This window comes from Mesorhizobium sp. M1050 (genome assembly GCF_040318715.1).
In the GTDB taxonomy this organism is placed as follows: Bacteria; Pseudomonadota; Alphaproteobacteria; order Rhizobiales; family Rhizobiaceae; genus Mesorhizobium.
Genome location: NZ_JAMYMV010000073.1, coordinates 12,753 through 27,960 on the forward strand (window position 1 = coordinate 12,753; position 15,208 = coordinate 27,960).

Below are 15,208 nucleotides of genomic sequence, written 5' to 3' on the forward strand. Positions count from 1 at the left end.
GGTGTGCGGTCCACGGCCCTCTCTGGATTTGGATTTCCCCATCAATTTATTTTTGAATTCCATTTGACTGAATAAATAACAGGTGCGAAGCTAATCTCTCCTAAGGGCACGCAAGTCATGGCACTACGGGGGACCAATCAGGAGTTCGGGCGGCCGTACAACCGGCGCATCGTGCTTGAGTCCATCCGCCTGCATGGGCCGATCGCCCGCGGCGAGATCGCCCGGCGCGTCGGGCTCACCGTCCAGACCGTATCGACCATCGTTCGAGAGCTGGAAGAACAGGGCTATATCCTGTCGCTGCGCGAAGAGCCGAAAGGGCGCGGCCTGCCTCCGGCGACCCTGCGCATCAATCCCGAGGGCGGATATGCCGTCGGTGTTCACATTACCCCGCTTGGCATCAGTGCAGCCTTGATCAATCTGAGCGGCGACGTCATCGAGAGCACCTATCGCGAGGCGCCGAACGCGACGCCGGACCATGCCTTCGATTTGATCGGAGCGATGGTGATCGAATTGACCCGACTGCGGGCTGGAGGGCGCGTGTTGGGCGTGGGATTGGCCCTGCCCGGGCCGTTCGATGTCGAATCCATGAGTTTCGTCGGTCCGACCACCATGACCGGTTGGAAGGGTGTGGCACTGGGTGAGCGATTGGCGACTTCCACCGGGCTGCCGGCCTTCTTTGAAACCGACATGGCGGCTGCAGCCATGGGCGAGCGCCTCTACGGCCTCGGCGCCCAGTTTTCCGAATACTACTATCTCTATTTCGGCGTCGGTCTTGGCGGGGTCATGGTTCATGACGGCTCCGCGTTGCGCGGCGCCTGGGGAAATGCCGGCGAGATCGGGCACATTCCCGTCGTTCCCGGTGGCGAGGCTTGCCCGTGCGGCAACCGAGGCTGTCTCGAACGCTACCTGTCGCTCGAAGCGCGGGGGCGTTGGACCGGCGGCGAGGCCGAATGGGTGGCCGAAGTCGCACCGATCTTTCACAATGCCGTCGCCACCATCGAGAACCTGTTCGACCCTGAAACGGTCATCCTCGGCGGGCTGGCATCCACCGATCTGCTCGAACGGCTGGCTGGTTCGACTGTCGCCCTGCACAACTCCGTTTCGGCACGGCAGGACCGCACGACACCTCGAATCCTCGTCGCGCGCGGCGGCCAACATTCGGTGTTGCGCGGCGCAGCCGCCCTGGCGGTTTCCGGCGTGCTGTCGCCTCGCTTCGGCCAGATGTTCGCTGCCGAACGTGAACGCGAGCGCGACCTTCTCAAAGGCAGGGAGATTGCGGCATGAACGAACCCCTGCTGGTGCTCGACAACGTCACCAAGAATTATGGCGCCATCGAAGCGCTCAAGGGGATCAGCTTCTCGATCGGCAAGGGCGAAGTCGTGGCGCTGCTGGGCGACAACGGCGCCGGCAAATCGACACTGGTCAAGATCATCGCTGGCGGGCTGGAGCCGACCTCGGGCCGCATGCTGTTCGAAGGCAAGGAGTTCCTTGCCCGAACACCCGCCGAGGCCAAGGCGGCGGGCATCGAGACCGTCTATCAGGACCTGTCGCTGTGCACCAACGTCGACGTGGTCGCCAATTTCTTCATGGGCCGCGAAATCACCAGGAAGGTTTTTGGCATTCCCGTGCTCGATGAGCGCGCCATGGAAGCCGTCGTCGGAAAGGCGCTGGCCAGTGCCGGCACCCGTATTCCGTCGCTGCGCACCAATGTCGAGCACCTTTCGGGGGGTCAGCGGCAAGCCATCGAACTCAACCGCTTCGTGCACTGGGGCGGCAAGCTGGTGCTGCTCGACGAACCGTTCGCAGCCCTTGGTGTCGAGCAGACGCGGCGCGGTCTCGACATGATCCGCCAGGTGGCCAACCAGGGCATCGGCGTCGTCATCATCACTCACATTATGCAACAGGCCTTCCAGGTCGCCGATCGGATCGTTGTGATCCGGCAAGGCGTCGTGGCGGGCGACGTCGCACGCAATAAAACAAGTCCCGACGCGGTGATCAACATGATCACCGGGGAGACGCTTGCCGGTGCCGGACCGGCGGGCTGAGGGACAAAAAGAGGGGTCCGGCTTAAGAGGAGCGAACGACATGAAGCGAATACTTCTTGCTGTCTTCGGTATCCTGGCATTGGCCTTTGCCACGCTCACGCCGGCATTCGCGCAGTCCAAGGGTATCGTCTACTATTTGGTGCCGACACTGCTGGACGAGTTCCAGACCGGCTCGGTGAGCGCTCTGGAGCTGTTCCTGAAGCAGACCGGCTACGAGATGAAGACGCTGAACGCCGACAACAAGACCGACGCCCAGCAATCGCAGATGAACGACGTCATCGCGCTGAAGCCGGCGGCCATCATTCTGGCGGCCGTCGATTTCAATGCGCTGAAACCGTCCGTCGAGGCCGCCCGTGCGGCCGGCATCCCCGTGGTCGAGTTCGACCGCCAGATCACCGCTACGCCCTCCGACTTCACCTCTGTCGCCGGAACGGTCGAGATCGGCTACGTCGCCGCCGACCAGGCCCAGAAACTGCTGAAAGCCAAGAACGGCTCGGTGAAGGGCAAGGTGCTGCAAGTGCTCGGCGATCCGGGTGACCCCTACACGCTCGATATCCAGAAGGGCTTTGAGGAGAAGATGAAGGCGTTCCCGGACGTCAAGATCATCTCGCTTCCGGCCATGCAGTGGGCAGCGGATGCAGCCGGGACTATCGTCAACGACCAGATCCTTGCAAACCCCGACATAGACCTCATCTTCAGCCATGCCGCGCACCTGTCGGTCGCTGCCGTCGCCTCGCTCGAGGCCGCCGGTAAAAAGCCGGGTGACGTCATGCTGATGAGCTCGAACGGCGCGCCGGTCGGACTCGACCTGATCCGCAAGGGCTGGCTCAACGTCGAAGTCGAGCAGCCGCTTTACGCGCAAGCCGCGGCTGTCGCCATGTTCATGGACAAGATCGTCAAAAAGGAAGAGATCAAGCCCGGCGAATACGACGTGCTCGGCCTGAAATCGACCGTGACCAAGGAAGCCTGGGGCCCGAACATCAAGATCCCCGGCGCCGCCATCACCAAGGAAAATGTCGACAACCCGGCCTTCTGGGGCAACCAGAAGCCGCCGACGGACACCATCAAGTCCGTCGAATAGTCATCTGAAAGCGCTCCGGGCCGTAGTGGCCCGGAGCCTGCCCTTTCACAACGCCGCGTCCGAAAGGACGCCGTGGCGAATTTGACTCCGCGCCTGAAACCGACGAAATCGAATTGATTTCGCGGGGCATGCGCCAACCGGATCATCCTATGAACCCGCGCACACGCAAAGCCCTGGAGTTCGTTCTCGATAACCTTGTCTGGTTCATGCTGCTGTTCGTGCTGGTGGTCTTCTCCATCTTTGTCCCGAACTACTTCCAGCTCGGCATCTTCGCCAACATCATCGAGGCTTCGAGCGTGCTCGGCGTCATGTCGATCGGCCTGGCGCTGGTCATCATCGCCGGTCACATGGACCTGTCGGTGGAATCCGTGGCCGCGCTCAGCGCCATGGCGGTCGGCATCCTGTTCTGCTCGTCAGGCATCGGCATGGGCGTGCAGTTGCATCCGGAATGGCTGATGGTTCCGGTCTCGCTACTGCTGGCGCTTGCTGTCGGCGGCATCATCGGCGCCTTCAACGGCTACCTCGTGGTCAAGGTGAAGATGAGCGCCTTCATCATCACACTGGCCTCCTACATCTGGGTGCGCGGCCTGGTGCTGGTCATTTCGGGCGGCCGCTCGGCACAGGATCTTGCGCCGGCCATCCGCTGGTTTGGTATCCAGCGCCTTGTCGGCCTGCCGCTCACGGCCTGGATCGCGGTTGGCTGCTTCGTCGTCTTCTCGCTGATCATGGCCAAGACGCCGTTCGGCCGGCATCTCGTCATGATCGGCGGCAACGAGACGGCAACTTTTCGCGCCGGCATCCGCGTCAACCGCAATCTCGTCATCGCCTTCGTTCTCGCTGGCGCAATCGCCGGCCTTGCCGGCTGGCTGCTGGCGATCCGCACGTCAGGAGCCACCGCCAATCTCGGCGTCGGCCTGCTGTTCAATGCTTTCGCCGCCGTCGTGATCGGCGGCGTCAGCCTGAAAGGCGGTGTCGGTACCTTGCCCGGCGTCTATGCCGGGGTGCTGCTGCTCTCGGCCATCAACACGGCAATCAACCTGATGGGCTTGCCGGCCAACTTCACACAGGTGATCCATGGCCTGTTGGTTCTGGCCGCAGTGCTGCTCGATGCTTTCAAGCAAACCATCCGCCAGAGGCTCGCATGACAGGACTGCTCGCATGACCAACCGACTGAAGGACAAGGTGGCGCTGATCATCGGCAGCGCCCGCGGCATCGGCAAGGGCATCGCACGGCGCTTCGCCGAAGAAGGTGCGCGGCTGGTCCTCGCCGACACCGAGGATGGAGCCGGACAAACGACCGCGGACGAGCTGGCCGTCCCGTTCATCCGCACCGACATCTCGCTGATGGCCGATGCCGAGGCAGCGGTGGCGCTGGCGCTCAAACAGCACGGCCGCCTCGACATCATCGTGCAGAATGCCGGGATCTATCCCTGGCAGTTGATCGAAAACACCAGTGCCGACGACTGGGACCGTGTCATGGCCGTCAATCTGCGCGGCACCTTCAATGCCAGCCGCGCCGCTTTGGTGCCGATGAAGGCGCAAGGTTTTGGCCGCATGCTCTACACCTCGTCCATCACCGGCCCACACGTCACCAGCCCTGGCCACGGCCACTATTCCGCCAGCAAGGCCGGCATCAATGGCTTCATCCGCGCTGCAGCGCTCGAATTCTCCGGCTACGGCATCACCGTCAACGGCGTCGAACCAGGCAACATCCTGACCGAAGCGATCGAGCTGCATCGCGGCGCGGCCTACATCAAGAACATGGAGGACTCCATTCCGCTCGGCCGCCTTGGCAGCCCGCGCGACGTCGCCAACGCCTTCCTGTTCCTCGCTTCCGACGACGCCAGCTACATCACCGGCACGACCATTGTTGTCGACGGCGGACAGCTGTTGCCCGAGGGCAATGATTTCAGGCTTTTGCCGCCTTGAGCATTGCGCAAGCGTTGGCGAGTGCATCAGCCTCGCACTTCGGCAACGGCTTGACCGCTCGCGACGGCGCGACGAACCTCGGCAGCGACCGCCGGATTATTGGCTGTGTACAGCTTCTCGAGAGCCTTAGCTTCCCGACCGAAGCGCGGAGAACGCGTGATGATCAGTGCGCGCGGCAATTCGCGGAACAATCGACCGTGCCATCGGTTCTTCTCCAGGAAGGAGTTCAGCCATGAGCAAGAAACCCCCACCCGTCCCAGCCGAAAATCGGAGTCCCAAGGGTGTCGGCGAACGCAAGTCGGTTCGGCTCGATGAGGCGAGCAAACGCCAGGCTCCCAACCCCGAGAAGCAGGGCCAGCAAGGCAATATCAACGTCAACACCACCCATCAGATCAATCAGCAAGATCGCTGAGGTGCGAAAGATGTCCAAGAAAACGCCTGCGAGCATCCGGCAGGGTGGCCCTGGCGCTTCACACGAAAATGCCAAGGCTCCGCTCAAGATCAACAAACCGCCCGCGGATTCCGACCAGCGCAAGCGCAGCAAGATATCTGGAGGCGGCGGCGAGCGTGACAGCCACCATACGCATGATGCAGAAATGAAAGGTGGCGGCACCAGACCAGCGCACCAGCCATAATCCGGCTGAGCAGAAATTGAAGGATAAACGACCGGGAGCCGTGAGTGGCGTCTCCGTACCGGACCGGCAGCTCACCGTGCTACCAACTCATGAAATTGCTCGCGGACGCCGGGCCTGTCCTCAGCCACCACAAGTGCCAGTCCGCGGGCGTCAAAAATCTCGAACCATTCTTCCCATTCAACCTGTTCCGGTCCACCCATGGTCGGTGGTCGATCCGCTCCTCGGTCCTGGTCCTGATAGGTGTGTTGGCCGAAGACGATGACAAGCGAGGGCTCATTTTGTTCGATCGAAGGCTCGGCCGGGAGAAGCGCGGGGAAGCCAGCGCGTGCTGCTGCCCAATCCCGAATAGCCTCGTGGTCGACAAGGGTGACCATCCCTGTCGACACTGGCTCCGGCTCATTCGGCGCCTGCGACACCCGGTCTGACCATCCGCTCTTGCGCGCGGATTCCATCTGCCTTGCGTTCAGCCCACGCTCGCGGATACGGCCATGTTCATCGCCATCTTTTGCCATGTGTCACTCCCGATATGCTCCTAGCAACAAACTGGGCCGGTCAGGAAATGTTCCAACTACCCAGCGAGAGGTCCGCTGACGGTCGCGTCTTTGGACACTGATCGGGAACACTCCTCGCCTTCGAGGGTTAGCTTGGCGACAGGCTCACATCCGCCGCATCCCATGGGGTCGCTTCGAATGCGAATTCAAGCATTATCCCAAGCCAAAAGAAGGAGTGTTCTGGAATGGGTGCCAGCGATATGAAAGCGCGACCGCTCGAGGTCAAGGCGATCACCGGAGTGATAGAGGAACTCGAAAGGCAGGCGGCCGAAAACCCGTCGAAACTCAAGGTTCGACGGGATGGCGATAAAATAGTCGTCGATGGTGAGATCGACGTCGACGCGCTGGTTATGGTGGTCGTCGGCTCCATGGCCGGAGGTCCGTAACATCGGCATGAGCCGACGAACCACCGGCGCCTCGTTGATGTTCCGCCGCTCTCACGGGCGCGACTCCTTCGCGGCCCGACACTGCTTCCAAGGTTTTCGCCAGGCGGTACGAGACCATTCGGCAGGCGCGCGAAGAGAGGGCTTGCAGGTGGCGGCCAGCGATCGAATGGCATGATTGTTTATCTCCAGGAACAAATCCCGGCGCCGCCACGTTGCACCTCATCACGTGTTGGACCAGCGAGGCAGTATCTTGGCGCCCAAGGCAAATTGGAAAGGTTTCCTGAAGGTAGGGGAGCTCAGCTGCCCGGTGGCGCTCTACACCGCCGCCTCGACTTCCGAGCGGATCGCCTTTCACACGGTAAACCGCGCGACCGGCCACAGGGTTCATCGCGAGTTCGTCGATAGCGAGACCGGTAAGCCGGTGGAGAAGGACGAGCAGGTCAAGGGTTATGAGACAGGTTCGGGCGAGTATGTCGTGGTCGAGCCCGACGAGGTCGCCGCCGCCGTCCCCGAAAGCGACAAGACACTGTCGGTCTCGGCCTTCGTCGGCTGCTCGGGCGTCGACGACGTGTATTTCGACAAACCCTACTACCTAGCTCCTTCGGACAAGCATGGCGAAGAGGCATTCACGCTCATCCGTGAAGGCATGCGTCGGAAGAAAGTCGCCGCCATCGCCCAAACGGTTCTGTTCCGGCGCGTCCGCACCTTGCTTATCCGCGTCTATGACGATGGCCTGATCGGGACCACGCTCAATTTCGACTATGAAGTGCGCTCGGCGACCGACGCCTTCGAGGACGTACCCGACATCAAGGTCCAGGGCGAGATGCTCGATCTGGCCGAGCACATCATCAAAACCAAGCGAGGCAAGTTCGACCCGACCACATTCGACGACCGCTACGAGGCGGCGCTCGCCGAACTCGTCAAGGCGAAGCTTGAGGGCAGAAAGATCGAGCCGCGCAAGCAGCCGAAGCGCGAGAAGGTCGTCGACCTCATGGACGCGCTGCGCCAAAGTGCAGGCGTTGGCGACAAGGGGCCAACGGCGCGGAAAGGCGTTGCAAAATCCAAGGAACCGCAGCGCGCGAGGGCAAAGGAAACCGCACCGCGTCGAAAAGCCGGCTGACAGATGGCGCTCGAGACCTATCGCAGGAAGCGCAATTTCTCCATCACCCCGGAACCGCAGGGCCGCAAGGCGGCGAAGACCGGCAACAGCTTCGTCATCCAGAAACATGCCGCAACGCGGCTCCATTACGACTTCCGTCTCGAAATGGATGGCGTGCTGAAGAGCTGGGCGGTCACCAAGGGACCGAGCCTCGTCCCCGGCGAAAAGCGTCTTGCCGTGCATGTCGAGGATCATCCCCTGGACTATGGCGGCTTCGAAGGGACGATCCCGAAGGGCGAATATGGCGGCGGGGCCGTCCTCCTGTGGGACAAGGGCACCTGGACCCCGATCGGCGATGCCCGCCGTGGCTACGCCAAGGGCCAAATGGATTTCGAACTGCATGGCGAGAAACTTGGCGGCCGGTGGCACCTGGTGCGCATGGCCGGAAAGCCGCGGGAAAGACGTGAGAACTGGCTGCTGATCAAGGGCGACGACGACGCCGCGCGCGATGAGAGCGAGGCCGACATCCTGGATGAACGTCCGGAATCGGTCCTGACCGGCCGCGAGATCGAAGATATCGCCGGCGAGGAGCCCGGCTGGTCATCGAGAACCGGCCGCATCCGAAAGACCCGTGCCCGGCACGCAAAGGCCGCCCCGCCCCAAGAGCAGACCGCCCCTGTCGACGTGCCGGACCCGTCCAGCATCAAAGGTGCCAGGAAGGCGGCGCTTCCGGATTTCGTCGAGCCGACGCTGGCGACGCTGGTTTCCTCGGCGCCATCAGGTCAACGATGGTTGCATGAGATCAAATTCGACGGTTACCGACTGCAGGCCAGGATCGAAGCCGGCCGGGTGAAGCTGCTGACGCGCAGCGGCCTCGACTGGACGAAGAAGTTCGGCAAGGCGATCGTTACGGCACTGGCCGAACTTGCCGTCGGCACGGCGCTGATCGACGGCGAACTCGTGGTTGAGACATCGGTCGGCGCATCCGACTTCGGCGCCCTGCAAGCCGATCTCAGCACCGGGCGCAACGATCGCTTTCGCTTCTACGTCTTCGACCTGCTGTATCTCGATGGATACGATCTGCGCGATGTCGCCTTGGCCGAACGCAAGGAGCTGTTGGGAAAGATCACAGCCGCCGGCCCAGAGCTCATCCGTTACAGCCAGCATTTCGAGGAGAACGGCGCGCTGGTGCTGCGGCATGCCTGCCGGCTGAGCCTCGAAGGCGTTGTCTCCAAGCTTCGCGATGCGCCCTATCGCTCCGGCCGCGGCAGGAATTGGGTCAAGTCCAAATGCTCCGCGCGGCAGGAGTTCGTCGTGGCCGGCTATGTCCCCTCGACCACCTCGCGCAATGCTATCGGCTCGCTCGTGCTCGGCGTCCATGACCAAGGCAAGCTTCACCATGTCGGGCGCGTCGGCACTGGATACACGGCAGCGGTTGCGCAGGACCTGTTCAAGACGCTCGAGCGCATGCGCGTTGCCTCGAGCCCGTTCGACGAGCGGCTCAGTGCGGAAGAGGCGCGGCAGGTCCGTTATGTCAGACCCGAACTCGTCGCCGAGATCGAGTTTCGCGCCTGGACCGCCGACGGCAATCTTCGCCATGCCTCATTTCGCGGATTGCGTGAAGACAAGCCCGCCAAAGAGATCGTCCGCGAGGCGACGAAGATGAACAAGGAGACCGAACAGCCGCAGCGGCGGACCGTCAAGCTCACCCATCCCGATCGCCTCTACTGGCCGGACCAGGGCGTTACCAAGGAGGGCCTCGCCGACTATTATGCCGAAGTCTGGCGCTATGCGTCGCCCTATATGGTCGGGCGTGCGTTGGCACTGCTGCGCTGCCCCAACGGCATTTCAGGCGAGCAGTTCTTCCAGAAGCATGCCTGGAAGGGTCTCAATCCCAACATCGTGCTGGTCCAGGACCCCAGGGATCCGCCGGATGAGAAGCTGATCAGCATCAACGATCTCGACGGCTTGATGGGTCTCGTCCAGTCAGCGGCGCTGGAGATTCACCCCTGGGGGTCGATGGTGAGCGACTGGGAGCGTCCCGATACGATCATCATGGATCTCGACCCCGGCGAGGGCGTGAGCTGGGAGGCGATGACCGAAGCGGCTGTCGAGACACGCGAGCGGCTGCGGGAAGCAGGGCTTGTCCCGTTCCTCAAGACCTCCGGCGGCAAGGGCCTGCATGTGGTAGCGCCGTTGAAGCCGCAAGCCGAATGGCCCGCCGTGAAAGCCTTCACCAAGGGAGTCGCGGACGCCATGGCCTCCGACAGTCCCAGCCGCTACGTCGCGACCATCACAAAGTCCAAGCGGCGCGGGAAAATCCTCGTCGACTATCTGCGCAACCAGCGCGGTGCCACCGCAGTCGCTCCTTATTCGACAAGGGCACGGCCGGGAGCGGCAGTTTCGATGCCGCTGTCATGGGACGAACTCGGCCCCAGCGTCGGGCCGGCCTATTTCACAGTGGAAAACACCCCAACCCGGCTTGCCTCGCTGTCTTCTGATCCATGGCAAGATTTTCGCACAGCCGCGGCGCCAATCGAAGAGCGTCAGCGCAAGAAAGCGGCTTGAGGAGCATCAACGCAGAGCAGGCGCCTTTGCCTCGACGCAATTCCGGGTGGCAAAACGTTTCCACATCTTTCCTGGAATTGCCCTAGGCGATTTGCTCGAACGTGCACTGCTCTGGCGCCTTTTCCGGTCGCCAGCGCAGGAATTTGGTCCCGTGCCGGAAACGATCGCCGGTCACATGATCGAATCGAACTTCCACCACCAGTTCCGGCCGAACCGGCTCCCATTCGCTGCTGCGCTCGGTGCTCCAGCGGCTCGGCCCACCCGGTGCCTTTCCGGTGAAGCCCGGCGGTTCGCGCATCGCTTCAAGCTTGCGGGTGAGCTCTGCCCTGTGGTCATTTGCAATTGTCGAGGTGAACCCGACATGATCGAGCTTGCCCGCATCATCATAGAGGCCCAGCAGCAAGGAGCCGACCTGCGAACTGTTGTTGAGATAGCGAAAACCGCCGACTACGCAATCGGCCGAACGCAGCCGCTTCACCTTCACCATCGACCGCACGCCTGGCCGGTATGGCTCGTCCAGCCGCTTGGCGACGACGCCGTCCGTCGATCCATGTCCTGCATCGCTCAGCCAGGAACGTGCCTCGCTTACGTCGCGCGTAGCATGCGAGAGTAGAATGTTCTTGCGATCGGCCGAAGCGACAAAGTCCTCGAGCGCCGCCCTGCGTTCCTTCAGCGTCCGATTCGTGGTGAGCTGTCCATGCTCGTCGCAAAGCATATCGAACAAGATCAGATCGGCCGGCGTCTCGACGGACAGCTTGCGTATCCTCGTCGCGGCCGGGTGAAGCCGCATCTGCAGCGCGGCGAATGACAATTTACCGGCGACCGAGACAACGATCTCGCCATCGGCGACAAATCGGGGCGAGGGCAGCTCCTTCAATGTCGCGACGAGCTCGGGAAAGTAGCGACCGAGCGGCTTGCCCGATTTCGCACGCAGATCTACCGCCTCGCCCTGCCGGAACGCCAGGCAACGGAAGCCGTCCCATTTGCGCTCATATTGCCAACCCTCTCCTTCGGGAATTTCGTCTGCCGCCTTGGCTTCCATGGGAGGCGTGTCGGGTGGCAAGGCGAAGTCGCCGCTCATTGCCCTGCCCCGGTGTCGCTGCGGCGGATGTCGCGCATTCGCAGGCCCTTTTTCGGCAGTGCCGGTATGCGAGACAGGTCCAGCGGCGACACTTTGTCGGTGATTTCGTAGGTCATCGATCGGGTTAACACACGGATCGCCTCCTTCATCAACGCGACTGTCACCGCCTCGCCCGGACAGCGATGCGTAACCGAAGCGTCGCCGCCCCCATGCGGTACGAAATCGAAGCCTTGCATCCGCCAGCCAATGTCGCGGTCCAGCGAAAAGGTGTCCGGCGCGGGAAACCGCCGCGGGTCATGATTGGTACCGTGGAGATCAAGCAGCACCCAGGCGCCCTTGTCGATCCTGTAGCCATGCCACTCGAACGTCTCCCGGGCGACGCCGCCGATGAACGGAAAGAACGGATAAAGCCGTCTCACCTCTTCGGCGAACGCTTCAAGGCTGGCCTCATCCCCGGCTGCGAAGCGATCCGCCCATTGTTGCTGCTCGTTCAGCGCCATGGCGGTAAAGACGATGTAGCGGCCGATCGCGACCACCGGGCGCAGGATATTGATGATTTCGACCGCTGCGTCCGATATTTCGAGCAGATTTCCTGTCTCATCACGATGCTCGGCTATGATCCGGATCGGTGCGTTTTCGCCGAGCGTGAGTTCTCCTGAGCGGATACGCCGTACCACGGAGCCGACAAATCGCTCCGTTCGCCGGCGCCGCCAAAGTGCAAGCCACGTGCTCGGTCCGAAACCGCCGGCATTCTCGACCATGCCGCTCAGTTCGCGACAGAGGCCTTCGGCGCTGATTTCGTCGAGCGGCAGTGCCGACCATCGCGCGACGGATCTCGTCAGGATGAGCTTCACCTCTTCGAACAGGCTGATCTCGCCGCGCCGCTGCCAGTGCCTCAGCGCCTCAAGCCACTCCTCGCGGAAAATCGTGCGCAGGCGCTCCACCGGATCCGCCGCAAGGAGCAAGGAAAGAAACATTGCCTTGCGGTGGCGATGGGCGCCATCGTCGAGACCCTGGACACTGCCCTTGTCCTGCAGCAGTCGCAGCGTCGTTTGCGGCATCGCACCGTTTCGGGTGAAGCGGTCGCCGCCATAGAACATTTCGGCGGCGCTTGCGCCGCGGACGCAGATCGCCCTTTTCAACAGCAGGCGCGTGGCAAAGATGTCGGTGTTGAGCCGGTCGCATCGACGGCCGATAAACTCGTAGACTTCGCGAAGCAGTGCCAGTGTATTGTCCAAAGCGGGTTCATGGGGGATGGCCTTCATGATCTTGCCTCGTTTGCGCCGCCGCCATCCTGCCCTTCCTCCTCCAAGGACCTATTTTTTTCCTGCCTCCGAACGGATGCTTTTGCGCAGCGCATCCATGATGTCGATCACGTTGCTGGGCGGCTGCCCAGCCTCGGCCTTGGCTTTGGCCGGGCGCTTCTTGCCTTTCTTCTTCGAGGCGATGATCTCCAGCAGTCGCGCTTGGACGGGATCTGCCGACATGGCGGGATCCCATTGCTTGGTGCGCTCGTCGATCAGGGCCTCGACCATGTCCATCAGCTTCTTGTCAGGCTTTCTCTCACCGATCCGGCCAAAGTAGCCCTTGGGGTCGCGCACCTCATCCCCGTAGCGAAGCGTCCACAGCACAATGCCCTTGTCGCGCGGCTCCAGCATCACGGCACGCTCGCGCCGATACATCACCAGCCGCGATATCCCAACGGTTCCGGTCGACTTCATCGCATCGCGAATGACCGAGAATGCCTCCTCCCCGACCGGATCGTCTGGCGTCAGGTAGTGAGGCTTGTCGTACCAGATCCAGCCGATGCTGTCGGCCTCGACGAACATATCGATATCGATCGTCCGCGTGCTCTCCAGTGCGACCGCGTCGAGCTCCTCATCCTCGAGAAGCACAAATTCGTCCTCGCCGCGTTGGTAGCCCTTCACCTCGTCGTCCTCAGCCACCGGCTTACCGCTGACGGCATCGACATACTGGCTGACGACGCGGTTCCCGCTCTTGCGATTGAGCGTGTGGAAGCGGACCTTTTCACTCTCGGTGGTAGCGGGCGTCATCGCGACCGGGCAGGTGACCAGCGAGAGCTTCAGATAGCCTTTCCAGAAGGGACGTGGCGCCATTGGGAAACCTTGAGATGCAAAACAGTCGAACGCGCCAGACAGATCGATTGTTCCCGGTCTCACGCGACTGAAGGCCGTGGACAACATCGCCGTCCTCATCGGCAGCGAGCCTTGACCAGAAGCGCTCGACACCGAAGTCAAGAACAGATTGGCACGCTGGTTGGCCTCCTGGATGGTGGCGGCCCTGGCGGTCTCCAGCACGAAGTGCTCCGTCGTCATCATCTGCAGGAGCTGCTGCCGGCTCTCGCTTTCGTTTGCCTTGATTTCCTTTGTATCCGGCATCGCGAACGGGTCTATCGGCGGTCGCTGAATTGCCGGCGCGACGCCGGCCCTCGGCTTGCGACGCTGGGTCTGTCGCCGGTACCAACCGGCGCGAACGAGCAGTCGTCGGCCGAAGAACGAATGCCGTTCGGGTAAGGTTCCGGCTCGATCGCCGATCGCTGTTTCACGCGGCCGGCTGGAAAACCGGACCCGGAACTCGGTTCCCCAGACAATTTTTGTCTTCGGGTGACGAAACAATTGTCCCCGAGCATCGTTTCGCCCCAGGTCATGAGTTTGCAAGGAGGCGATGATGAGCGCAACCGGCTTGGATGTCTTCGACAAGACGCTGCAGACCACCAACATCTGGCTCGACGAGATCATGGCCGATCTGGGTCCCGACCGGCGCATTGCCTGGCACATATTGGGCGCTGTCCTGCGGACGCTAAGGGACAGGCTGCAACTCGGGCTCGCCGCCAAACTGGGCGCTGAGCTGCCGCTGCTGGTACGCGGCGCCTACTACGACCAGTACCGGCCTGCGGCTGAGGCCGAAAAGACAGGCTCGCTGGAAGAATTCTCGCAGCGTATCAGTGAGGAATTGAAGACCATTCGCCCTGTCGACCCCGAGGATGCGGCGCGTTCGGTCTTTCGGGTGCTGGCGCGGCATGTCGACCTTGGCCAGTCGGCAAAGGTGCGGGATGCACTGCCGAAGGAAATCCAGGCGCTCTGGCCCGACAGCGTCGGCGTCCGATAGCGCTAAACCAGCCTATCATTTTCAGTTGGTGCTCAGGAGACGTTCAGTGCCTCCCGAACCAGTGGAAGCAGGTTCCGCACCCCGGAAAGCCACCAATCCTCTTTTTCGCAAGTTACCAGCGCGCTGCGGACGCCGATGGGCCGTCAGTCCCGCAAACGGTTGGCAGACTGGTCCTGGCGCTGCTCGGTTGCGACCTGTTTGGAATCCAGGCCACGTTCTCGGGTATGCTGGGCCTTGTCGCGATTAGACAGGATCTGGTTTTCCTTGAGCTTGTCCTTCGGCGTCATGGTCATGGCGCCCGTGCCGGAACCCTTTCCACGTGAACCCGCTCCGATTTGTTTCTTGCTTCCGCGTGACATTGGCTGCTGCCTCCATCGTATCCAGTAATCTCCCACGAACCGCGCTATTCGTCGGCACGATTCTCGTTGTGGACTCTCTCCTAGTCCTTGCTGCGGAGGATGCGGATTTCAGGATCAACAAGATGAGGCATGTCGGTCCTGACATCCGATCCCCTGCGCAATGACCAGCCGCTCTCACAGAGCATTTGAGAGCGTCGCTATCCAGCTCAGCGACTGGAAGCTGTCGTTCCACGCTGCTTCGCGCGTCTTCCTGCAACCGTCGACTGAGGGAATTCTACGGCTCGTCGATGTCCAGCTTCGAGGGGTTCTGCGAAATGAGACGCTCTTCCTCGTCATCCGGCAGCG

Annotated in this window: 17 protein-coding genes; 12 read left to right on the top strand and 5 right to left on the bottom strand. The window is 62.1% G+C overall.

The genetic code is table 11. The annotated features are described in order from the left end of the window. Positions 1-117: 117 nt before the first annotated feature. The 7 genes from NKH57_RS27920 to NKH57_RS27950 all read left to right on the top strand — a co-directional run bounded on the left by NKH57_RS27920 (position 118) and on the right by NKH57_RS27950 (position 5,690). Positions 118-1,284: an ROK family transcriptional regulator gene (locus tag NKH57_RS27920; protein ID WP_352949246.1), complete on the top strand. Its 1,167-nt coding sequence runs from the start codon at positions 118-120 to the stop codon at positions 1,282-1,284. Further along, positions 1,281-2,045: an ATP-binding cassette domain-containing protein gene (locus tag NKH57_RS27925; RefSeq protein ID WP_352726547.1), complete on the top strand. Its 765-nt coding sequence runs from the start codon at positions 1,281-1,283 to the stop codon at positions 2,043-2,045. The genes NKH57_RS27920 and NKH57_RS27925 overlap by 4 nt, the downstream gene beginning before the upstream one ends. A gap of 40 nt (positions 2,046-2,085) precedes the next feature. Next, complete coding sequence (locus tag NKH57_RS27930; protein ID WP_023759807.1) at positions 2,086-3,126, top strand: sugar ABC transporter substrate-binding protein; 1,041 nt, start codon at positions 2,086-2,088, stop codon at positions 3,124-3,126. 149 nt (positions 3,127-3,275) lie between these two features. Further along, positions 3,276-4,271, top strand: a complete 996-nt coding sequence (locus NKH57_RS27935) for an ABC transporter permease (RefSeq protein ID WP_352949250.1) — start codon at positions 3,276-3,278, stop codon at positions 4,269-4,271. 13 nt (positions 4,272-4,284) lie between these two features. Next, positions 4,285-5,055 carry an SDR family oxidoreductase gene (locus tag NKH57_RS27940; RefSeq protein ID WP_352949253.1) on the top strand — a complete coding sequence of 257 codons (771 nt, stop codon included), beginning with the start codon at positions 4,285-4,287 and terminating at the stop codon, positions 5,053-5,055. Positions 5,056-5,287: 232 nt separating this feature from the next. Then, on the top strand, positions 5,288-5,467 hold the full coding sequence (locus NKH57_RS27945) for a hypothetical protein (RefSeq protein ID WP_084025452.1): 180 nt from the start codon (positions 5,288-5,290) through the stop codon (positions 5,465-5,467). A 10-nt stretch (positions 5,468-5,477) separates the two neighbouring features. Further along, positions 5,478-5,690 carry a hypothetical protein gene (locus NKH57_RS27950; RefSeq protein WP_352949256.1) on the top strand — a complete coding sequence of 71 codons (213 nt, stop codon included), beginning with the start codon at positions 5,478-5,480 and terminating at the stop codon, positions 5,688-5,690. A 71-nt stretch (positions 5,691-5,761) separates the two neighbouring features. On the opposite strand, the gene NKH57_RS27955 is transcribed toward NKH57_RS27950, so the two are convergent. Beyond that, positions 5,762-6,202 carry a hypothetical protein gene (locus NKH57_RS27955; protein WP_023759813.1) on the bottom strand — a complete coding sequence of 147 codons (441 nt, stop codon included), beginning with the start codon at positions 6,200-6,202 and terminating at the stop codon, positions 5,762-5,764. Between the two features lie 224 nt (positions 6,203-6,426). Here NKH57_RS27955 and NKH57_RS27960 point away from each other — a divergent pair, with 224 nt between their 5' ends. From NKH57_RS27960 to ligD, 3 genes are all read left to right on the top strand, one after another. Further along, positions 6,427-6,627: a hypothetical protein gene (locus NKH57_RS27960; RefSeq protein ID WP_352949259.1), complete on the top strand. Its 201-nt coding sequence runs from the start codon at positions 6,427-6,429 to the stop codon at positions 6,625-6,627. A 250-nt stretch (positions 6,628-6,877) separates the two neighbouring features. After that, a complete protein-coding gene (ku, locus tag NKH57_RS27965) occupies positions 6,878-7,747 on the top strand; it encodes a non-homologous end joining protein Ku (RefSeq protein ID WP_352949262.1) in 870 nt (289 codons plus the stop codon). 3 nt (positions 7,748-7,750) lie between these two features. After that, complete coding sequence (gene ligD / locus NKH57_RS27970; protein ID WP_352949265.1) at positions 7,751-10,294, top strand: DNA ligase D; 2,544 nt, start codon at positions 7,751-7,753, stop codon at positions 10,292-10,294. An 82-nt stretch (positions 10,295-10,376) separates the two neighbouring features. Here ligD and NKH57_RS27975 read toward each other — a convergent pair whose 3' ends face one another. The 3 genes from NKH57_RS27975 to ku (NKH57_RS27985) are packed head-to-tail and all read right to left on the bottom strand — an operon-like array spanning position 10,377 to position 13,492. After that, the gene (locus tag NKH57_RS27975) at positions 10,377-11,375 is read right to left on the bottom strand and encodes an ATP-dependent DNA ligase (RefSeq protein WP_352949268.1); all 999 of its coding nucleotides are present in this window, start codon (positions 11,373-11,375) and stop codon (positions 10,377-10,379) included. After that, positions 11,372-12,640: a cytochrome P450 gene (locus NKH57_RS27980; protein ID WP_352949271.1), complete on the bottom strand. Its 1,269-nt coding sequence runs from the start codon at positions 12,638-12,640 to the stop codon at positions 11,372-11,374. The genes NKH57_RS27975 and NKH57_RS27980 overlap by 4 nt, the downstream gene beginning before the upstream one ends. Before the next feature lie 51 nt (positions 12,641-12,691). Next, a complete protein-coding gene (ku, locus tag NKH57_RS27985) occupies positions 12,692-13,492 on the bottom strand; it encodes a non-homologous end joining protein Ku (protein WP_352949278.1) in 801 nt (266 codons plus the stop codon). A 571-nt stretch (positions 13,493-14,063) separates the two neighbouring features. Between ku (NKH57_RS27985) and NKH57_RS27990 the strand changes: the two genes are divergently transcribed. Continuing rightward, positions 14,064-14,504 (top strand): DUF2267 domain-containing protein, encoded by a 441-nt coding sequence (locus tag NKH57_RS27990; RefSeq protein WP_023759820.1) that lies wholly within the window; start codon positions 14,064-14,066, stop codon positions 14,502-14,504. Positions 14,505-14,647: 143 nt separating this feature from the next. On the opposite strand, the gene NKH57_RS27995 is transcribed toward NKH57_RS27990, so the two are convergent. Further along, a complete protein-coding gene (locus NKH57_RS27995; RefSeq protein ID WP_245266653.1) occupies positions 14,648-14,797 on the bottom strand; it encodes a hypothetical protein in 150 nt (49 codons plus the stop codon). 226 nt (positions 14,798-15,023) lie between these two features. Between NKH57_RS27995 and NKH57_RS28000 the strand changes: the two genes are divergently transcribed. Further along, the coding region (locus tag NKH57_RS28000; RefSeq protein WP_352949275.1) for a hypothetical protein at positions 15,024-15,208 on the top strand (185 nt) is incomplete at its 3' end.